Origin of the sequence: Streptomyces sp. NPDC007264 (assembly GCF_042869095.1) — a bacterium.
Lineage (GTDB): Bacteria > Actinomycetota > Actinomycetes > Streptomycetales > Streptomycetaceae > Streptomyces.
On sequence record NZ_JBIAFD010000021.1, the window covers coordinates 1 to 21,154 of the forward strand.

13 protein-coding genes, 1 tRNA gene and 1 rRNA gene are annotated in these 21,154 nt (G+C 71.0%); 12 read left to right on the forward strand and 3 right to left on the reverse strand.

Annotated elements, in window-relative coordinates:
* The 3 genes from rrf to ACFYMU_RS28650 all read left to right on the forward strand — a co-directional run.
* Positions 1-93: ribosomal RNA gene (rrf, locus tag ACFYMU_RS28640) — 5S ribosomal RNA — on the forward strand; the annotation flags it as partial.
* Between the two features lie 112 nt (positions 94-205).
* Positions 206-868 (forward strand): DegT/DnrJ/EryC1/StrS family aminotransferase, encoded by a 663-nt coding sequence (locus ACFYMU_RS28645; RefSeq protein WP_388379316.1) that lies wholly within the window; start codon positions 206-208, stop codon positions 866-868.
* 84 nt (positions 869-952) lie between these two features.
* Positions 953-1,025 (forward strand) — tRNA-Thr (locus tag ACFYMU_RS28650).
* A gap of 82 nt (positions 1,026-1,107) precedes the next feature.
* Here ACFYMU_RS28650 and ACFYMU_RS28655 read toward each other — a convergent pair.
* Complete coding sequence (locus ACFYMU_RS28655; RefSeq protein WP_388379319.1) at positions 1,108-3,855, reverse strand: SpoIIE family protein phosphatase; 2,748 nt, start codon at positions 3,853-3,855, stop codon at positions 1,108-1,110.
* Positions 3,856-4,234: 379 nt separating this feature from the next.
* Here ACFYMU_RS28655 and ACFYMU_RS28660 point away from each other — a divergent pair, with 379 nt between their 5' ends.
* The 9 genes from ACFYMU_RS28660 to ACFYMU_RS28700 all read left to right on the forward strand — a co-directional run bounded on the left by ACFYMU_RS28660 (position 4,235) and on the right by ACFYMU_RS28700 (position 18,859).
* Positions 4,235-9,727, forward strand: coding sequence for a HAMP domain-containing protein (locus ACFYMU_RS28660; protein ID WP_388379061.1), 5,493 nt, complete (start codon positions 4,235-4,237; stop codon positions 9,725-9,727).
* A gap of 277 nt (positions 9,728-10,004) precedes the next feature.
* A complete protein-coding gene (locus tag ACFYMU_RS28665) occupies positions 10,005-10,685 on the forward strand; it encodes a two-component system response regulator (RefSeq protein ID WP_388379063.1) in 681 nt (226 codons plus the stop codon).
* A gap of 170 nt (positions 10,686-10,855) precedes the next feature.
* Complete coding sequence (locus ACFYMU_RS28670; RefSeq protein ID WP_388379065.1) at positions 10,856-13,558, forward strand: DNA translocase FtsK; 2,703 nt, start codon at positions 10,856-10,858, stop codon at positions 13,556-13,558.
* A gap of 300 nt (positions 13,559-13,858) precedes the next feature.
* Positions 13,859-14,731, forward strand: a complete 873-nt coding sequence (locus ACFYMU_RS28675; protein ID WP_388379068.1) for a helix-turn-helix domain-containing protein — start codon at positions 13,859-13,861, stop codon at positions 14,729-14,731.
* 123 nt (positions 14,732-14,854) lie between these two features.
* Complete coding sequence (gene rimO / locus ACFYMU_RS28680) at positions 14,855-16,327, forward strand: 30S ribosomal protein S12 methylthiotransferase RimO (protein ID WP_388379072.1); 1,473 nt, start codon at positions 14,855-14,857, stop codon at positions 16,325-16,327.
* Positions 16,324-17,094: a CDP-diacylglycerol--glycerol-3-phosphate 3-phosphatidyltransferase gene (gene pgsA, locus ACFYMU_RS28685; RefSeq protein ID WP_388379075.1), complete on the forward strand. Its 771-nt coding sequence runs from the start codon at positions 16,324-16,326 to the stop codon at positions 17,092-17,094. The genes rimO and pgsA overlap by 4 nt, the downstream gene beginning before the upstream one ends.
* Positions 17,091-17,636, forward strand: a complete 546-nt coding sequence (locus ACFYMU_RS28690) for a CinA family protein (RefSeq protein ID WP_388379078.1) — start codon at positions 17,091-17,093, stop codon at positions 17,634-17,636. Before pgsA ends, ACFYMU_RS28690 begins: the two co-directional genes overlap by 4 nt.
* Before the next feature lie 109 nt (positions 17,637-17,745).
* Positions 17,746-18,123 (forward strand): helix-turn-helix domain-containing protein, encoded by a 378-nt coding sequence (locus ACFYMU_RS28695; RefSeq protein ID WP_388379081.1) that lies wholly within the window; start codon positions 17,746-17,748, stop codon positions 18,121-18,123.
* A 265-nt stretch (positions 18,124-18,388) separates the two neighbouring features.
* Entirely contained in the window at positions 18,389-18,859 is a 471-nt protein-coding gene (locus tag ACFYMU_RS28700) for a Dps family protein (protein ID WP_388379084.1), read from the forward strand.
* A 652-nt stretch (positions 18,860-19,511) separates the two neighbouring features.
* Here ACFYMU_RS28700 and ACFYMU_RS28705 read toward each other — a convergent pair.
* Together ACFYMU_RS28705 and ACFYMU_RS28710 are read right to left on the reverse strand one after the other, a co-directional pair.
* Entirely contained in the window at positions 19,512-20,273 is a 762-nt protein-coding gene (locus ACFYMU_RS28705; protein WP_388379086.1) for an SDR family NAD(P)-dependent oxidoreductase, read from the reverse strand.
* 33 nt (positions 20,274-20,306) lie between these two features.
* The gene (locus tag ACFYMU_RS28710) at positions 20,307-21,149 is read right to left on the reverse strand and encodes an Fpg/Nei family DNA glycosylase (RefSeq protein WP_388379089.1); all 843 of its coding nucleotides are present in this window, start codon (positions 21,147-21,149) and stop codon (positions 20,307-20,309) included.
* Positions 21,150-21,154 lie beyond the last annotated feature (5 nt).

The following is a 21,154-nucleotide window of genomic DNA, read 5'->3' on the forward strand; positions in this document are numbered from 1 at the left end:
ACGCCCGGTTACATTCCGAACCCGGAAGCTAAGCCTTACAGCGCCGATGGTACTGCAGGGGGGACCCTGTGGGAGAGTAGGACACCGCCGAACAAATTGTGAGAGCTGGTCCCTGAACTTCGGTTCGGGGACCAGCTTTTTTGTGTTGCCCGTCACTTTGCGTTCACTTTGCCGGATCAACATCCGAGCCATGGGTACAGCTGGAATGCTCGCGGCTGCGGGCGTGGGCAACGGCGACGAGGTCATCGTGCCGGCCTTCGGGAACATCGAGGTGGCGGAGGCCGTGACCCTGGTCGGGGCCACCCCGGTCTTCGCCGACATCGACCCCGCGACGTACTGCCTCGATCCCGCCGCCGTCCAGGCCGTGGTGACCCCGCACACCGCGGCGGTCGTGGTCGTGCACCGCTTCGGGCGCCCGGCCGACGTCGCGGGACTTCACGAGGTGGGACAGCGGCACGGGCTCCTGGTGCTGGAGCAGGGGGAGTCCGAGGCGCCGTACACCGAGGTGGCGCAGCGCCGGGAGCGGGCCGCCTATCTCGACCGGCGACTGCGGGGCGTGCGGACGCCCGAGAGCGCCGGTGGTCACACCTACCAGCAGTACGTCGTGCGTGTGCCCGGCAACGGGCGACCCGATCGGGACGCCTTCGCCCGGGCCGTGAGAGCCAGGGGAGTCGCGTGCGGGGTGCCGGTGAAGACCCCCGTGCACCGCATGCCGGGTCTTCGTCGTGACATGTGCCTGCCCGAGACGGAACGGGCCGCCGGCGAGACGCTCTCGCTGCCGGTGGACGCGTCGCTGACAAAGCGTGAAATGCATCGGATCGTCTCGGTGTGCAACGCGCTGGGCGGACTGCTGCAGCCCGCCTTCTGAGGCGTCGCCCGCGGTTGGGAACATACGTCTGTTCGGGGTATGATCTCTCCCGTTGCCACCGGGGAAATCCCGAAAAGGCGACAGGCCCCTATAGCTCAGTCGGCAGAGCGTCTCCATGGTAAGGAGAAGGTCAACGGTTCGATTCCGTTTGGGGGCTCCGACAGAAATGGCCTCGTCCGACTGGGCGAGGCCATTGTGCGTGTGCAGGACCCGGGCCGGGGCCCGGGTCCTGGCTGTTCTCAGTCCTTCGGAAGGCCGGGAACGCGCATCGCGAGAATCGCCATGTCGTCCGACGGGGCGTCCGAGGCGAAGCGCTCCACCGCACGCATGATGCGGGCCGCCACCGCCCCCGCCGTGAGACCCGTACAGGTCGTCAGGACGTCCGCGAGTCCGTCGTCGCCCAGCATGCGCGTGCCCTCCCGGCGTTCGGTGACGCCGTCCGTGACACACAGCAGGACGTCCCCCGGATCCAGCGTCACCGTCTGCTCGTACAGCTCGAGGTCCTCCATGACACCGAGGAGCGGCTGCGGTTCGGCGGCCGGCTCCACCGTGCCGTCCTGCCGCAGCCGCAACGGCAGCGGATGGCCCGCGCAGACCACCTTCAGGAGTGCGCTGCCGTCCTCCTGCGGCCACAACTCGCCGTAGAGCAGCGTCAGGAAGCGGCTGCGGGCGCCCTCGTCGAGGATGGCGGAGTTGAGGCGCTCCAGGACCGCTGGGCCGCCGAACCCCTCTCGGGCCAGCAGACGCAGGGCGTGTCGGGCCAGGCCCGTGACGGCGGCCGCCTCCGGGCCCGTACCGCAGACGTCGCCGATGGCGAAGCCGTAGGCGCCGTCCCGGATCGGGAAGAGGTCGTAGAAGTCGCCGCCGACCTCGTTGCCCTCGCCGGCCGCGCGGTAGATGACCTCCACCTCGACCCCGTCGACGCGCGGCAGCTCGGGGGGCAGCAGGCTGCGCTGGAGGGACTGGCTGATGGCCGTGCGCTCCGAGTACAGCCGGGCGTTGTCCAGCGCCAGGGCGGCCCGGCGGCTCAAGTCCTCGGCGAGCTCCAGTATTTCCTGCCGGAAGTGCTCGTCGGTCGGCTTGCCCAGCGTCAGCATGCCGATGACGCGGTTGCGTGCGACGAGGGGCAGGACGACCGTTTCGCCGCCCACCGCCGAGGCCGTCGACAGCGTCGTGCCGATGCCGGAGCTGACCGTCGTGGGCTCGCCCAGGCCCAGGCTGCGCATGGAGGTGCGGAGGGCCGCCCGGTGCCCGGCCTCCGCGGGCGCGGTCCACACCCGGGCGCCCGGCGTGGGGATCGGCTCCGGCGGCGGAATCTTGGCCAGGAGGGCCTTGAGGCCGTCGATGCGCTCCTCGTCCTCGTGCAGGACGTACGAGAGGTAGGGCTCGGACGCCTGGTCGGCGATGGTGTAGACCGCGCACCAGGTGGCCAGGGTCGGGATCGTCATCTGGGCCATGAGCGCCAACGTCTGGTCGCGGTCCAGGGTGCCCGCGAGGAGGTCGGAGGCCTCGACGAGGAAGCTCAGGGACCCGCGGCGCAGCCGCTCCAGCTCGCCCAGCCGCGCCGATTCCACGGCGAGGGCGATGCGGTCGGCCGCGAACTGGAGGCGCAGGGCCTCCTCGTTGGAGTACCGGGTGGGCCCCTCGGCGGCCACGCCGAGGGAGCCGGTGAGACGCCCCTCCACCTTCAGCGGCACCGTCACCACCGAGCGCATGCCCGTGCCGGCCAGCAGGGGGACGGCACCCGGAACAGCCGTCAGGTCGTCGTGGACGGCCGGCATGCGGGCCGAACCGTAGCGGCCGGGGCCGGCCTCGACCGGGACGCGGGCGAAGCGCTGGCGGGCGGAGGGCAGGCCGGTGGAGGCGCGTACCTCCAGCTCCGTCTCGTCGTCGGTGGCCAGGAGGAGGAAGGCGGCATCGCCGTCGAGCATGTCGCGGGCGCGTTCCACCGTGCGCTGCAGCAGGCCGTCGAGGTCGTCCGGCGCGGGGGAGCCGATGAAGACCTCGAAGGGGTCCGTGGCCTGGCCGTCCGAGGCGGTCGCCGCGTCGGGAGCGGGTCCACGCAACGGGGTCTGCAGGACGGCGCGTTCGTGGTCGCGTACGAGCAGGCAGACCGTGGACGGTTCGCCGTCCGTGTCCCGTACGCGCAGATGCGACGCGTAGACGGGGATGACCCGGCCGTCGGCGCCGCGGATGCCGTAACTGCCCTCCCAGCGCGAGAGCTGGAGCGCCTCGGCGACGCCGGTGCCGGTGCCGGGGGTGTGCGGCCAGGCCGCGAGGTCGGTGAGCGGCTTGCCGGTGACCTGCTCGGCCGCGTACCCGAACAGGTCCTCCGCGTCCTCGTTCCAGGCGGTGAGGGAGCCGGCGCGGTCGATCTGGAGGACCGCGACGCGCACCCGGCCGTCGGCGAGCGGGAGCAGGTCGGCGGGGAGCGAGGGACCGGCCGCGCGCGTGCCCACCGGCCGTTCGGGGAGGTGGAGCTGGAACCAGACCTGCTTGTGCGTGGGTGTGTACTCGACACCCCAGCGGCCGGCCAGGGCGGCGCACAGCTGCAGCCCGCGGCCGCCCTCGCGGTCGGGACTGCCCATGTTGACGGCGGTCGCCTGCAGCGGGATCTCGCGTTCCGGGTACCGGTCGGCCACCTCGATGCGGACGCCGTCGTCACTGCGCAGGCACAGGACGTCCGCGGAGGTGCCCGCGTGGACGACGGCATTGGTGACCAACTCGCTGGTGAGCACCACCGCGTCGTCGACGATGTCGGCGAAGCCCCAGCCCTGGAGCGTGTCGCGGACGAACGAGCGGGCGGTCGCGACCGATCGTCCGACGGGCTCGAAGCTGGCGGCCGCGCGCGCGGTGATCACAGAACTCCTCGTCCGGTTCTCGACGTGCAGGGCTCCCGTGCCGGCCTGTTCCTGCCGAGGCAGCTGCTGGTCTCCTGTCTGCCGGGGATCCTGGGGTGGTCCCCCGGGACGCAGTCCGGTGGTCATGGTGCGGTGCCCCTCCGATGCCTGCCCGCTCGTGCTCGTGCCACCGCCCAGACCGGTCGGACCGGTGCGGCTGGACAGCCGCATGCAAGGTTACTTACCTTCGCGGTCCATGCGGATGCCAGTCGCCTGTGTTTACGTCCGTAGGGTGTGCGGAGCGTGTGCGAAGCTGCCGAACTGTTATGGCCTGGTTCGGGCATGGTGAAACACTGGGCAAGCTTGAGGTGTGGGTTCCGGGCGGGCCGAGTGTCTTCGGCCGGGCCGGGCAGGAGCACGTGCGTGGGGCCTGGTACATGTGGGCGGCGCTATGCGCCGGTAACCGGTGTGGCGAGCGGTAACCCTGAGCACAGCAGTGATGGTCGACCCCTGCGGGAGGGACACAGTGGAGTCTGGCGCAGCGACGCGGGCCGCGAAGACGCGCGCAAAAGGCGGACAGTCCCTGAGCAACCAGCGCAAACCACGCAATGGAACCACCGCGGTGGACACGGCGGCCCTCAACCGACTGCTGGCGGCCCTGGTCTCGATGCGGGACGGCAATTTCCGGAAGCGGCTGACGGTCTCCGGCGACGGAGTGATGGCCGAGATCGCCGCCGTCTTCAACGAGGTGGCCGACCGGAATCTGCACCTGACCGGCGAGCTGGCGCGGGTGCGGCGCATGGTGGGGCGCGAGGGCAAGCTCACCGAGCGGCTGGAGACGGGGGCCAGCGAGGGCTCCTGGGCGGCCGCCATCGACGCCTCCAACGCCCTCGTGGACGATCTCGTACGCCCCGTCTCCGAGGTCGGCCGGGTGCTGACCGCGGTGGCCGAGGGCGATCTCTCGCCGCGCATGGAGCTGCGGACGGCGGGGCCGGACGGGACCGGGCATCCGCTGCGCGGCGAGTTCCTGAAGGTCGCCCGCACCGTCAACAACCTTGTCGACCAGCTGTCGACCTTCACCGACGAGGTCACCCGGGTGGCCAGCGAGGTGGGCACCGAGGGCAAGCTGGGCGGGCAGGCGCGGGTGCGGGGGATGTCCGGTTCGTGGAAGGACCTCACGGACTCCGTCAACACGATGGCGTACCGGCTGACCGCGCAGGTGCGGGACATCGCCCTGGTGACGACGGCCGTCGCGAAGGGCGACCTGTCGCGGAAGGTCACGGTCCACGTGGCCGGCGAGATGCTGGAGCTGAAGAACACCGTCAACACGATGGTGGACCAGCTGTCCTCGTTCTCCTCCGAGGTGACGCGGGTCGCGCGCGAGGTGGGCACCGAGGGCGAGCTGGGCGGGCAGGCACAGGTGCCCGGCGTGGCCGGCGTGTGGAAGGACCTCACCGACTCGGTGAACCTGATGGCGGGCAATCTGACCGCCCAGGTGCGCGGGATCGCCCAGGTGACGACCGCGGTCGCCAACGGCGACCTGTCGCAGAAGGTGACCGTCTCCGCGCGTGGCGAGGTCGCCCAGCTCGCGGACACGATCAACCAGATGACCGAGACGCTGCGCACTTTCGCGGACGAGGTCACCCGCGTCGCCAACGAGGTCGGTGCCGAGGGCCGGCTCGGCGGCCAGGCCAATGTGCCGGGTGCGGCGGGGACGTGGAAGGACCTCACCGATTCGGTGAACACGGTCTTCCGGAATCTGACCACTCAGGTGCGGGACATCGCCGCCGTGACGACGGCCGTGGCCAGCGGCGATCTGTCGCAGAAGGTCACCGTCGACGTGGCCGGCGAGATGCTGGAGCTGAAGAACACCGTCAACGGGATGGTGGACCAGCTGTCCGCCTTCGGTTCCGAGGTCACCAGGGTCGCCCGGGAGATCGGCGTCGAGGGCGAGCTGGGCGGCCAGGCGCAGGTGCCGGGCGCCGCCGGCACGTGGAAGGACCTCACCGACTCGGTCAACACCGCCTTCCGCAACCTCACCGGGCAGGTGCGCAACATCGCCCAGGTGACGACGGCGGTGGCCAACGGCGATCTGTCGCAGAAGGTCACCGTGGACGTCTCCGGCGAGATGCTCCAGCTGAAGAACACCGTGAACACGATGGTGGACCAGCTCTCGGCGTTCGCCGACCAGGTCACACGCATGGCCCGGGACGTCGGCACGGAGGGCCGCCTGGGCGGCCAGGCCGTGGTGCCGGGCGTCAGCGGCACCTGGAAGGAGCTCACCGACTCCGTCAACTTCATGGCCGGCAACCTCACCTCCCAGGTGCGGCAGATCGCCCAGGTGACGACGGCGGTGGCCCGCGGCGACCTGTCGCAGAAGATCGACGTGGACGCGCGCGGCGAGATCCTGGAGCTGAAGAACACCGTCAACAACCTGGTGGACCAGCTCTCCGCGTTCGCCGAGCAGGTGACGCGGGTGGCCCGCGAGGTGGGCACGGAGGGCCGGCTCGGCGGTCAGGCGCAGGTGCCCGGCGTCGCCGGCGTGTGGCGCGATCTGACCGACTCCGTCAACGGCATGGCGGGCAACCTCACCACCCAGGTGCGCAACATCGCCCAGGTGGCGACCGCGGTGGCCCGCGGCGACCTGTCGCAGAAGATCGACGTGGACGCGCGCGGCGAGATCCTGGAGCTGAAGAACACCATCAACACGATGGTCGACCAGCTCTCGAACTTCGCCGAGCAGGTCACCCGGGTGGCCCGCGAGGTGGGCACCGAGGGCATCCTCGGCGGCCAGGCCGAGGTCCAGGGCGTCTCGGGCACCTGGAAGGACCTCACCCAGTCCGTGAACTTCATGGCGAACAACCTGACCATCCAGGTACGCAACATCGCCGAGGTCACGACCGCCGTCGCCAAGGGCGACCTCTCCAAGAAGATCACCGTCGACGCCAAGGGCGAGATCCTCGAACTCGTCACCACCGTCAACACGATGGTCGACCAGCTCTCCTCCTTCGCCGAGCAGGTGACGCGGGTGGCCCGCGAGGTGGGCACCGAGGGCATCCTCGGCGGTCAGGCGCACGTGCCGGGTGTCACGGGCATCTGGGAGGACCTCAGCGACAACGTCAACCTGATGGCGAACAACCTGACCATGCAGGTGCGCAACATCTCCCAGGTCGCGGCGGCCGTCGCCAACGGCGACCTGACGCGGACGGTGACGATCGAGGCGCGCGGCGAGGTCGCCCAGCTCGCCGACACCTTCAACACCATGGTGAAGACGCTGAGCTCGTTCGCCGACCAGGTCACCAAGGTGGCCCGCGAGGTGGGCACGGACGGCATCCTCGGCGGCCAGGCGCACGTACCGGGTGTGGCCGGCACCTGGAAGGACCTCACCGAGTCCGTGAACCAGATGGCGTCCAACCTCACCGGACAGGTGCGCAACATCGCCATGGTGACCACCGCCATCGCCAAGGGTGATCTGACCAAGAAGATCGACATCGACGCGCGCGGCGAGATCCTGGAGCTCAAGACCACCATCAACACGATGGTGGACCAGCTCTCCTCCTTCGCCGAGGAGGTCACCCGGGTGGCCCGCGAGGTGGGCACGGAGGGTCAGCTCGGCGGCCAGGCGCGGGTGCGGGACGTCGACGGCACCTGGCGCGACCTGACCGAGTCCGTGAACGAGATGGCCGGGAACCTGACCCGGCAGGTGCGCGCCATCGCGCGCGTGGCGACCGCGGTGACCCGCGGCGATCTCAACCTGAAGATCGACGTGGACGCCTCCGGCGAGATCCAGGAGCTCCAGGACTACATCAACAAGATGATCGCCAACCTGCGCGACACCACGATCGCCAACAAGGAGCAGGACTGGCTCAAGGGCAACCTGGCCCGCATCTCCGCGCTGATGCAGGGCCGCCGCGACCTGGCGGACGTGGCCTCGCTGATCATGAGCGAGCTGACGCCCGTGGTCTCCGCCCAGCACGGCGCCTTCTTCCTCGCCATGCCGCTCGTCGACGGCAAGGACATGGGCGCGGACACGGCAGACGCGTACGAGCTGCGCATGCTGGGGTCCTACGGCTACTCCATGGGCTCCATGCCGACGTCGTTCCGGCCGGGCGAGGCCCTGATCGGCACCGCCGCCCAGGAGAAGCGCACCATCCTGGTGGAGAACGCGCCGAGCGGCTACCTGAAGATCTCCTCCGGGCTCGGGGAGGCGCCGCCCGCCCAGGTGATCGTCCTTCCGGTGCTCTTCGAGGGGAAGGTGCTCGGCGTCATCGAGCTGGCGTCCTTCACCCCGTTCACGCAGATCCAGAAGGACTTCCTCAACCAGATCGCCGAGATGATCGCGACGAGCGTCAACACCATCTCCGTCAACACCAAGACGGAGGTGCTGCTGAAGCAGTCGCAGGAACTGACCGAGCAACTCAGGCTCAGGTCGGAGGAGCTGGAGCAGCGGCAGAAGGCCCTGCAGGCGTCCAACGCCGAACTGGAGGAGAAGGCCGAGCTGCTGGCCCAGCAGAACCGCGACATCGAGGTCAAGAACACCGAGATCGAGGAGGCCCGGCAGGTCCTGGAGGAGCGCGCCGAGCAGCTCGCGGTCTCCATGCGCTACAAGAGCGAGTTCCTGGCCAACATGTCGCACGAGCTGCGCACCCCGCTCAACTCGCTGCTGATCCTGGCCAAGCTGCTCGCCGACAACGCGGAGGGGAACCTCTCCCCGAAGCAGGTGGAGTTCGCCGAGACGATCCACGGCGCCGGCTCCGACCTGCTGCAGCTGATCAACGACATCCTCGACCTGTCGAAGGTCGAGGCGGGCAAGATGGACGTCTCCCCGACACGCATCGCACTCGTCCAGCTCGTCGACTACGTGGAAGCCACCTTCCGGCCGCTGACCGCGGAGAAGGGCCTGGACTTCTCCGTACGGGTCTCGCCGGAACTCCCCGCCACGCTGCACACCGACGAGCAGCGCCTCCTGCAGGTGCTGCGCAACCTGCTGTCCAACGCGGTGAAGTTCACCGACACCGGGGCCGTCGAGCTGGTCATCCGGCCCGCCGGCAGCGACGTCCCGGTGGCGATCAAGGAACAGCTGCTGGAGACCGGATCGCTGCGGGACCCGGACGCGGAGATGATCGCGTTCTCCGTGGCCGACACGGGCATCGGCATCGCGGCCAGCAAGATGCGGGTGATCTTCGAGGCGTTCAAGCAGGCCGACGGCACCACGAGCCGCAAGTACGGCGGCACGGGCCTCGGGCTGTCCATCTCGCGGGAGATCGCACGGCTGCTCGGCGGCGAGATCCACGCGCAGAGCGAGCCCGGACGTGGCTCGACGTTCACCCTGTACCTGCCGCTGCACCCGAGCGAGCTGCCGCCGCAGGGCTACGCGCAGCTCGCGCCCCCTCTGGAGGCCGACGAACTGCTCGCGTCCGAGGCGGAGCTGTCCGCGTCCGGCATCGAGACCCCGGCCGAGGTGAAGTCGTACCACGAGACCCAGAACGGGCCCGCGGCGCTCTTCAGGCGCCGTCGCAGGGCGGCCTCCTCGGGCGCCCCGCGGGGCGCCGGCACGGGCATCGGCACCGGCACCGGCGCGGGCCACGAGCAGTGGGTCGGCGAGCAGCAGCAGGCGGTCCAGTCGCGGCGGGGCGCCCGCTTCGACAGCGAGAAGGTGCTGATCGTCGACGACGACATCCGCAACGTCTTCGCGCTCACCAGCGTCCTGGAGCAGCACGGCCTGTCGGTGCTGTACGCGGAGAACGGGCGTGAGGGCATCGAGGTCCTGGAACAGCACGACGACGTCGCGGTCGTCCTGATGGACATCATGATGCCGGAGATGGACGGGTACGCCACGACCACGGCGATCCGGCGGATGCCGCAGTTCGCCGGGCTGCCGATCATCGCGCTCACGGCGAAGGCGATGAAGGGCGACCGGGAGAAGGCCATCGAGTCGGGCGCCTCCGACTACGTGACCAAGCCGGTCGACCCCGACCATCTGCTGTCCGTGATGGAAAAGTGGATGCGCGAGCAGTGACGAGGGTCCTCAATGTTCACATGGAGTGCCTGACGGAGCGTGGTGGGAGCGGTGTACAAGTGGGGTGTGCGGGGAACCTTCTGGTCTCCCGCCGCGTTTCTGCTATGTGCACAGTGACATCGCGGTGACAGGGTGTGGCGACGGGCGGGGTGCGGCTACGATGACCGGCACGAGGACGGGCGGCGCAAGGGAGTCGTCCCCTGGGGCGGTGCCGGGTGGCGCCATCCCGAGTCCTGTGGACAGGGGAGGCCCCAAGCCGGGGCGAGGAGGGCGGGCCATGGTGCAGAAGGCCAAGATCCTCCTGGTCGATGACCGGCCGGAGAATCTGCTGGCGCTGGAGGCCATCCTCTCCGCGCTCGATCAGACGCTGGTCAGGGCATCGTCCGGGGAGGAGGCGCTCAAAGCGCTGCTGACGGACGACTTCGCGGTGATTCTGCTGGACGTCCAGATGCCGGGCATGGACGGTTTCGAGACCGCCGCGCACATCAAGCGGCGCGAGCGGACCCGCGACATTCCGATCATCTTCCTGACCGCCATCAACCACGGCCCGCACCACACCTTCCGGGGATACGCGGCCGGCGCGGTGGACTACATCTCCAAGCCCTTCGACCCGTGGGTGCTGCGCGCCAAGGTCTCGGTGTTCGTCGAGCTCTACATGAAGAACTGCCAACTGCGCGAGCAGGCGGCGCTCCTTCGGCTGCAGTTGGAGGGCGGCAAGTCCGCGGGCGGCGAGAACAAGGAGGCGGCCGGGCTCCTGGCCGAGCTCTCCGCACGGCTCGCGGCGGTCGAGGAGCAGGCCGAGGCGCTGTCCAAGCAGCTCGACGACGACTCCGCGGACGCGGCGGCGGTGGCGACCGCGGCCCACCTCGAGCGCAAACTGACGGGCCTGCGCAGGGCGCTGGACGCTCTGGAGCCGGGCGCGGGAAGCGGGAGCCCGCCGGTGGCGTCGCAGAACTGACGGATCGCAGGGCCACGCGGGCGGTGGGTCCTGCCGCCCGTCGGCCCGTCGGGCGGGCGCGGCAGCTCCATTGAGGGCACGTCACTTTCGTGCCTCCTGTGGGGCGACACGAACGGGTGAAACAGTGGGCACGCGTGTCCACCGTCGTCTCCACCGGTAACCTCACACCCATGGCCCCACGTCCCGCAGCCAAGAAGTCGCCGGCGAAGAAGGCGGCCGCTCCGAAGAAGGCTCCGGCGAAGAAGGCCCCCGCGAAGAAAGCCGCCGCGAGGAAGGCGCCCGCCAAGAAGGCCGCGGCGAAGAAGCCCGTCCCCGCGCCGGCGCCCTCTCCGACCGCGGGCGTGTACCGACTCGTACGCGCCCTCTGGCTCGGCGTCGCGCACGCCGTCGGAGCCATGCTGCGCGGCATCGGGCGGGGCGCGAAGGGGCTCGACCCGGCGCATCGCAAGGACGGGCTCGCGCTCCTGCTGCTCGGTCTCTCGCTGGTCGTCGCCGCGGGGACCTGGGCCAATCTGCGCGGTCCCGTCGGCGACCTCGTCGAGATGCTGGTGACGGGAGCCTTCGGTCGCCTGGACCTGCTCGTGCCGATCCTGCTCGGCGCGATCGCCGTGCGCCTCATCCTGCATCCGGAGCGGCCCGACGCCAACGGACGCATCGTCATCGGGCTGTCCGCGCTCGTCATCGGCGTGCTCGGCCAGGTGCACATCGCCTGCGGCGGCCCGGCGCGCAGCGACGGCATGCAGGCGATAAGGGACGCCGGCGGGCTCATCGGCTGGGGTGCGGCGACCCCGCTGACGTACACCATGGGGGACGTCCTCGCCGTACCGCTGCTCGCGCTGCTCACGTTCTTCGGCCTGCTCGTGGTCACCGCCACGCCCGTCACCGCCATCCCGCAGCGGCTGCGGCTGCTCGGCGTGCGGCTCGGGATCCTGCACGACATCGAGGACGACGTCCGCGCCGACGACGACGAGCGGTACGAGGAGCAGTGGCGCGAGGCGCTGCCCCGCTCCCGGTGGCGCGGTCCCGCACCCGAGACGTACGACCCGGAGGGAGCCGAGCGGGAGGCCCTCTCCAGGCGGCGCAGCCGTCCGCGGCGCCCGGCCGCGCAGCAGCCCGCCATGGGGCGGCAGATGGACGCCGTGGATGTCGCGGCGGCCGCCGCTGCCGCCCTCGACGGCGCCGTCCTGCACGGCATGCCGCCGTCCCCGATCGTCGCCGACCTCACCCAGGGGGTCAGCGTGGGCGACCGCGTGGAGACGACGCCGACGCCCGTGCCGGCCGCGCGTCCCCAGCCGGAGAAGCTGCCGGCCGCGTCGGCGGTGCCCGACCTGACGAAGGACGCCCCGAAGGAGCCCCGCGCCCTTCCGCCGCGGGCCGAGCAGCTCCAGCTCTCCGGCGACATCACCTACGCGCTGCCCTCCCTGGACCTGCTGGAGCGCGGCGGGCCGGGCAAGGCGCGCAGCGCGGCCAACGACGCGGTCGTCGCCTCGCTCACGAACGTCTTCACCGAGTTCAAGGTGGACGCGGCCGTCACCGGCTTCACCCGGGGCCCGACGGTCACCCGCTACGAGGTCGAGCTGGGCCCCGCCGTCAAGGTGGAGCGGATCACCGCGCTCACCAAGAACATCGCCTACGCGGTCGCCAGCCCCGACGTCCGGATCATCAGTCCCATCCCCGGCAAGTCCGCGGTCGGCATCGAGATCCCGAACACGGACCGCGAGATGGTCAACCTCGGTGACGTGCTCCGCCTGGCGGCGGCCGCCGAGGACGACCACCCGATGCTGGTCGCACTCGGCAAGGACGTCGAGGGCGGCTATGTGATGGCGAACATGGCGAAGATGCCGCACGTGCTCGTGGCCGGCGCCACGGGCTCCGGCAAGTCGTCGTGCATCAACTGCCTGATCACCTCGGTCATGATGCGGGCGACACCCGAGGACGTGCGCATGGTCCTGGTCGACCCCAAGCGCGTCGAGCTGACCGCGTACGAGGGCATCCCGCACCTGATCACGCCCATCATCACCAACCCGAAACGGGCCGCCGAGGCGCTGCAGTGGGTCGTACGGGAGATGGACCTGCGCTACGACGACCTGGCGGCCTACGGCTTCCGGCACATCGACGACTTCAACGAGGCCATCAGGAAGGGCAAGGTCAAGCCGCCCGAGGGCGGCGAGCGCGAGCTGCAGCCGTACCCGTACCTGCTGGTGATCGTCGACGAGCTCGCCGACCTGATGATGGTCGCGCCGCGCGACGTCGAGGACGCGATCGTGCGCATCACCCAGCTCGCGCGGGCGGCCGGCATCCACCTGGTGCTCGCCACGCAACGGCCGTCCGTGGACGTCGTCACCGGCCTGATCAAGGCGAACGTCCCCTCCCGCCTCGCCTTCGCCACCTCGTCCCTGGCCGACTCGCGGGTCATCCTCGACCAGCCCGGTGCCGAGAAGCTGATCGGCAAGGGTGACGGGCTCTTCCTGCCGATGGGTGCGAACAAGCCGGTGCGCCTGCAGGGCGCGTTCGTCACCGAGGACGAGATCGCGGCCGTCGTCCGGCACTGCAAGGACCAGATGACGCCGGTCTTCCGGGACGACGTCACCGTCGGCTCCAAGCAGAAGAAGGAGATCGACGAGGACATCGGCGACGACCTCGACCTGTTGTGCCAGGCGGCCGAACTGGTCGTCTCCACGCAGTTCGGCTCCACCTCGATGCTCCAGCGGAAACTGCGCGTCGGGTTCGCCAAGGCGGGCCGGCTGATGGACCTCATGGAGTCACGGAACATCGTCGGCCCCAGTGAGGGCTCCAAGGCGCGTGACGTCCTGGTGAAGCCCGACGAACTGGACGGTGTGCTCGCCCTGATCCGGGGGGAGTCGGAACAGTAGAGGAATCCGGACGGCCGGGCACCGTCCGGGGAGTGGGCGGCTGGTCCGTTCGGACGCGTCCGTACGGGCCCCGCCGCACCCGGACGCCTGACCGTGACCCACTCGTAAGTGATCCGTGAGCAACCGTTTCCCTTTGTCGCACGTCAAGTTGGGGGAAGCATCAGATATATGTCCCAGCATCAGGATGACCGGCCATTCTGATGGCCTACAAAGTCCTACCGCCGGGTTGCCCCACCCTTTCGTACCACCCCTAGACTGAACGTCCAGCACAGGTGGCTACACGCTCGAAAGGCGCCCCCCGTGTCCATCGGCAACTCCCCTGACGGCAACTCCCCTGAGGACGCACGTCCGTTCGAAGAAAACCATGATGGCGCCGGTGCGTCGGATCGGCCCACCGTCGGCCGCGCCCTCCAGCAGGCGCGCATCGCGGCCGGGCTGACCGTCGACGACGTCAGCAACGCCACCCGGGTCCGTATCGCCATCGTGCACGCGATCGAACGCGACGACTTCGCCCCCTGCGGCGGCGACGTCTACGCCCGCGGTCACCTGCGCACGCTCGCGCGCGCGGTGCACCTCGATCCGGCCCCGCTGCTGGAGCAGTACGCCGCCGAGCACGGCGGAGGGCTCGCCCCCACCCCGGCGACCCCGATCTTCGAGGCGGAACGTATCCGCCCCGAGCGGCGCGGGCCGAACTGGACCGCGGCCATGGTCGCGGCGATCGTCGTGGTGATCGGGTTCGTCGGGTTCACCCTCGTCGACGGGGGGAGCGACGGCGGGGGCGGCACGAAGACCGAGGTCGCCAAGGGCTCCACGCCGACCGCCGGCGCCTCCGCCTCACCCAAGCCCAAGGGCAGCAAGCCCGCCGCCCCCAAGCCCGAACCGTCCGACAGCGCCATCGCGGCCGCGCCCCGGGACAAGGTCACCGTCCAGGTGAGCGCCACCGACGGCCGCAGCTGGATCTCCGCCAAGGACCACAACGGCCGCACCCTCTTCGACGGGCTGCTCGAGCAGGGCGACTCGCAGACCTTCCAGGACAAGGAGAAGATCGACCTCGTCCTCGGCGACGCGGGTGCCATCGAGCTGTACGTCAACGGCAAGAAGATCCAGGACGACTTCCAGCCCGGCCAGGTCGAGCGCCTGACCTACACGAAGGGCGACCCCGTCGCCGGCTGACGGACGCCCGCGGCACCCGGAGGTGCCCAAGCGGTACTCGAGGGGCAGGGACACACGGGGTTGGCCAAGATCGGCCAACCCCGTCGACGTGGGCCGTCAGCGGGACGAAGTAGTCTTGAGCCCATGCCTGAACGCCGTACCGTCGCACTCGTCACCCTTGGCTGCGCCCGTAACGAGGTGGACTCGGAGGAGCTCGCAGGCCGTTTGGAGGCGGACGGCTGGCAGCTCGTGGAGGACGCCGCGGAAGCGGACGTCGCCGTCGTGAACACGTGCGGCTTCGTCGAGGCCGCGAAGAAGGACTCGGTCGACGCCCTGCTCGAGGCCAACGATCTCAAGGATCACGGCAGAACCCAGGCCGTCGTGGCGGTGGGCTGCATGGCCGAGCGGTACGGCAAGGAACTCGCCGAGGCCCTCCCGGAGGCGGACGGCGTCCTCGGCTTCGACGACTACGCGGACATCTCCGACCGCCTCCGTACCATCCTGTCCGGCGGTGTCCACGCCTCCCACACCCCGCGCGACCGGCGCAAGCTGCTGCCGATCAGCCCGGTGGAGCGGCAGTCCGTCTCCGGCGTGGCCCTCCCGGGGCACGGCACGCCCTCCGACCTCCCGGAAGGCGTGGCTCCGCGGTCCGGCCCCCGTGCGCCCCTGCGCCGCCGGCTCGACGGCTCACCCGTCGCCTCGGTGAAGCTGGCCTCCGGCTGCGACCGGCGGTGCTCCTTCTGCGCCATCCCGTCTTTCCGCGGCTCCTTCGTCTCGCGCCGCCCGAGCGACGTGCTGAACGAGACACGGTGGCTGGCCGAGCAGGGCGTCAAGGAGATCATGCTGGTCTCCGAGAACAACACCTCGTACGGCAAGGACCTGGGCGACATCCGCCTCCTGGAGTCGCTGCTGCCCGACCTCTGCGAGGTGGACGGCATCGAGCGTGTCCGCGTCAGCTATCTGCAGCCCGCCGAGATGCGCCCCGGGCTCATCGACGTGCTGACCTCCACTCCGAAGGTCGCGCCCTACTTCGACCTGTCCTTCCAGCACTCCGCCCCCGGCGTGCTGCGTGCGATGCGGCGCTTCGGCGACACCGACCGCTTCCTGGAGCTGCTGGGCACCATCCGGGGCAGGGCCCCGCAGGCCGGCGTGCGCTCCAACTTCATCGTGGGCTTCCCGGGCGAGACCGAGGCCGACCTGGCCGAACTGGAGCGCTTCCTGAACAGTGCCCGGCTGGACGCGATCGGCGTCTTCGGCTACTCCGACGAGGAGGGCACGGAGGCGGCGACGTACGACGGCAAGCTCGACGAGGACATCGTCGCCGAGCGGCTGGCCCGCGTCTCACGGCTCGCCGAGCAGCTGGTGTCGCAGCGCGCCGAGGAGCGTGTCGGGGAGACCGTGCACGTGCTCGTGGAGTCCCTGGACGACGAGGAGGGCGCCTGCGGCCGCGCCGCCCACCAGGCGCCCGAGACGGACGGCCAGGTGCTGTTCACCCTGACGGAAGGGCTCGCCGTCGGCCGCGTGGTCGAAGCGAAGGTGGTCGGTACGGAGGGTGTCGACCTGGTCGCCGAACCCCTCACGGGTTCGCTCGGGTGCGCTGAGGAGGCGGGCAGATGACCGGAATCCCGGCATCCGCGGCGGGCGGCTCCTCCGGCGCTCGGGGAGCGGCGTCCGCGGCGGGCGCCGCCGCCCAGGGTTCGGCCGCCGAGGGTGGCTCCGGCGCCGCGGACACAGCGTGGGCCGACGAGGGCGCACGGGCGTCGCGGGGCGGCAAGCTGACGGCCGCCGCGGTCAACCAGGCCAGCGTCTGGAACGTGGCCAACCTCCTGACGATGCTGCGCCTGCTCCTGGTGCCGGGCTTCGTCGCGCTGATGCTGGCGGACGGCGGATACGACCCGGCGTGGCGCTCGCTCGCCTGGGCCGCCTTCGCCATCGCCATGATCACCGACCTGTTCGACGGCCATCTGGCGCGCACCTACGACCTCGTCACCGACTTCGGGAAGATCGCCGACCCCATCGCCGACAAGGCGATCATGGGCGCGGCGCTGATCTGCCTGTCCTCGCTCGGTGACCTGCCCTGGTGGGTGACGGTGGTGATCCTGGGCCGGGAGCTCGGCATCACCCTGCTGCGCTTCCTGGTGATCCGTTACGGCGTGATCCCGGCCAGCCGCGGCGGCAAGCTGAAGACGCTGACGCAGGGCGTGGCCGTCGGCATGTACGTCCTGGCGCTGACGGGGTGGCTTGCGACGCTGCGCTTCTGGGTGATGGGTGTGGCACTCGTCCTGACGGTTGTCAGCGGGCTCGACTATGTGAGACAGGCCATTGTGCTGCGCAGGCGTGGAATCATCGAGCGCCGAGCCGCTGCGGAGGAGGCGGAAGGGTGAATTCCGTGGCCGCCGACGTGCTGCGACTACTGACGGTGAGGGGGGAGACGCTCGCCGTCGCCGAGTCGCTGACCGGTGGCCTGGTGGCCGCGGAGATCACGGCGGTGCCCGGCGCCTCCAAGGTCTTCCGCGGCTCCGTCACCGCGTACGCCACCGAGCTGAAGCGGGACGTCCTCGGCGTCGACGGTGCCCTGCTGGCCGCACGCGGCGCGGTGGATCCGCAGGTCGCGGCCCAGATGGCGGCCGGCGTGCGCACGGCGCTCGGCGCGGACTGGGGGCTCGCGACGACCGGCGTCGCCGGGCCCGAGCCGCAGGACGGCCAGCCGGTCGGCACCGTCTTCGTGGCCGTCGACGGGCCGTTCGAAGAAGGTTCCGGCGAACACACTGGCGGAAAAGTGGCCTCCCTGCGGTTGAACGGCGACCGCGCGGAAATCCGTATGGAGAGTGTACGGAGCGTACTCGAACTGCTCCTGAGGGAGCTTACGGGCGAACAGACCGGGAATGAGCGGGCACAGGATACGGAACAGAACGGGGGGACTTGATGTTTGCAGCCCTTAGTGAACACGACAGCGCTCCCCGCACGGCCGCGGCGCAAGGCGGTACGGTGGGGCGTGAAGGATGCGGTTTCGCGGTCCGAGGAGGGAGCCACCGATGATTCTGCTCCGTCGCCTGCTGGGTGACGTGCTGCGTCGGCAGCGCCAGCGCCAGGGCCGTACTCTGCGCGAAGTCTCCTCGACCGCCCGGGTTTCGCTCGGCTATCTCTCCGAGGTGGAGCGGGGGCAGAAGGAGGCGTCCTCCGAGCTGCTCTCCGCGATCTGCGACGCGCTGGACGTACGGATGTCCGAGCTCATGCGGGAAGTGAGCGACGAGCTCGCGCTCGCCGAGCTGGCACGGTCTGCGGCAGCCACCGAGCCGGTGCCCGCACCGGTGCGTCGCCCCATGCTCAATTCCGTGTCCGTCACCGGTGTCCCACCGGAGCGGGTCACGATCAAGGCGCCCGCCGAGGCAGTGGACGTGGTAGCCGCCTGACGTGTGCGAGAGCCCCGGCCGGGGCCGCTCCTGGAATGCCGGAGCGGCGCGCGGCCGGGGCTCTCGTGCGTCCGGGGTCCGGGCGCACGCGGCCATGCGTGATCAGCGCGGTCGGCGGGACGCCCGCGCCTGCGTGCGTAGTGCGGGCGGCAGGGTGCCTGCGCGACTGCCTGAGGGGGCCGTCGCCCGTTTGCCGCGCCCATCCGGGGCCGTCATGGTGGTAGGGCGGGGGCTCGGGGTCGTACGAGCGATTGCGGAGGAGCCGATGTACGTCGTGAAGAGCCCCTTGGCCGACACGGACCTCAAGACGGTCTCCGAGGCGTTGCAGGGCGCCCTGCTGGACCTGGTGGACCTCGCGCTCGTGGCGAAGCAGGTGCACTGGAACGTCATCGGGCCCCGCTTCCGCTCCATCCACCTCCAGCTCGACGAGGTCGTCGAGACCGCGCGCGGGCACTCCGACACGGTGGCGGAACGGGCCTCGGCGCTGGGCGTCCCGCCGGACGCGCGCGCCGCGACGGTCGCCCAGGGCAGCGGCATAGGCTCCGTGCCCCAGGGATGGGTCAAGGACACGGACGCGGTGGGCACGCTGGTGTCGGCGCTGGGCTCGGTGATCGCACGCATGCGGGAGCGGGTGGCGGCGACCGCCGAGGCGGATCCGGTGAGCCAGGACATCCTCCTCGGCATCACCGCGGACCTGGAGAAGCACCACTGGATGTTCCAGGCGGAGAACGGCTGAGTGCAGGGCGCCATGAGGGGCCCCGGTGCGCCGGTGACCGGGCGCGGCCGGGGGCCCGAGAGGGTGTGCGCGGGGTGCGCCGTGTGCGGCGGATGCCGTGAGCATGCGCTGGTGCCGGTGCGCCTGTGTGCCGCTGGTGCGCCCTCCCCGCTGGTGACGGTGCGGTCTAGGGTCTGGTTCCTCGGGTTGGAGGTGACGGCCATGGCGGGGCGCGCGGCGCGCTGGGGGATGGCGCTGGCGCTGGGGGCGCTGTGGTGGTGGGGGGTGCTCCGGCTCGTGCTGGCACCCGATGCGGGGGTGCTGGAGGGTGCGGTCGCGACCGGGGGGTGGGGACTGAGCCTGTTGCCGGTGCACTGTGTGCCGAAGACCCGGGCCGTGGGGGCGGCCGGGTCGGACCGGTGGGGGCGGTCCTGGCATCGGTGGCGAGCCGCGAGGGGGCGCGAAAGGGGAGCGCACCCGGGGTGAGGGCGGGGCCGAAGGGGGAGAAGCGGGCGGGGCCGGCGTACACGGCGTCCAGGGGTGTTCAGGGGACCCCTGGGGGCGGGAGGCCGCCCCGGCCGCGAACGGCTCCGCGGGCGGCGCCGGGTGTCGGCGCCGCACCACCTCGTGGCCGGCCCCGGGACCTCGTCGTGACCGTGCTGCGCCGGGAAGGTCACCAGGGCATCGAAACGCCGCCGTTCGGGCGGAGGATCTGACCGGTGGTGAAGGACGCGGCGTCGGACGCCAGGTGCAGCACGGCATGGGCGACGTCCTCCGGTTCACCGACCCGGCCCAGCGGTGACAGCCGGGCCATGAACGCCTCCGTCTGCGCCTGCCGGGGACCGTGGTGGTCGGTCATCGGCGTCCGGGTCCAGCCGGGTGCCACCGCGTTGACCCGGATGCCGTGCGGCCCCATCTCGGTCGCCAGGGTCTTGGTCAGCTGCACCACGGCCGCCTTGGCCGCGCCGTAGCAGAGCAGGCCCGGGCCGCCGGTGTCGACGGCGCCGGACGCCATCGTCACGATGCTGCCGCGCGTTCCGTCCTCGATCATGCGGCGGGCCGCCTCCTGGCAGGCGTGGAGCACCCCCTTGAAGTTGACGGCCAGCACCCGGTCCAGGTCCTCGTCCCGGGTCTCCAGGACGGGGCTGCTGTGCATGATTCCGGCCACGGCCGCCATCACGTCGAGGCGCCCGCAGGTCTCGACCGCCTGCCCGACCTGCGCCCGATCGGTCACGTCGAGGTGGTGGGTGTGCGCCGTTCCGCCCCGGTCCTCGATCAGGGTCGCCGTCGCGTGCAGCCCCTGGGCGTCGATGTCCGCGCAGTGCACGATCGCGCCCGCCTCCGCGAACAGCACGGCCGAGGCGCGGCCTATGCCGCCGGCGGCGCCGGTGACGAATGCGGTGCGTCCGGTGAGGTCGTACGCCGTGACGGGCATGACAGCGACGGTACGAGTGTTTCTGACGGGTCGTCAATCAGTCGTGCGGCGGCGGACGCCCCGGAGGTCCGCCCTGCCCGGTGCCGGAGCCGGGCCCTGCTGGCAGAACGGACACCAGTAGGTGGGGCGCTCGCGGGCGCCGTCACCCTGGTCGGCGGCCCGGACCGGGGTGCCGCAGCGCAGACAGGGGCGCGGCGCGCGGCCGTACACGAAGAGGTTCTGCTCGCGCCGTCCCGTGGTGTTGCGGTCCGGGCGGTCGCGGTTCGCCTCCAGGAGCCGTTTGGCGAGAGCGGGGAGCCGGGCGGCGTGCCCGTCGGGCAGGGCGCCGACGGGCAGCCACGGGGTCACCCGCAGCAGGAAGCACAGCTCGCTCTTGTAGACATTGCCGATGCCCGCCAGGTTCCGCTGGTCGAGGAGGGCCTGGCCGAGGGGCCGGGCCGGGTCGCGCAAGAGGTTCTCCAGCGCGGTGCCCGGGTTCCAGTCGGGACCCAGCAGGTCGGGGCCGAGGTGGCCCACGGCGCGGTGCTCGTCGGCGGTGCGGAGCAGTTCCAGGACGGGCAGGCGGTAGCCGACGGCCGTGCGGTCGTCGGTGCCGAGGATCGCCCGGATCTGGTGGCCCGGACCACCGCTCCAGCGCTGACCCTGGGCGTAGATCTTCCACGCGCCGTCCATCTTGAGGTGCGAGTGCAGTGTGAGCCCGCCCTCGACACGGGTGAGGAGGTGCTTGCCGCGCGGCGTCACGTCCAGCACGGTGCGACCGGTGAGGTCGGCCGTGGCGTAGGCCGGCACCCGGAGATCGGAGCAAGTCAGCACCTCGCCCGCGAGCGCCCGGTGCAGACGCTTCGCGGCTTGGTGGACGGTGTCGCCTTCAGGCATGCGTC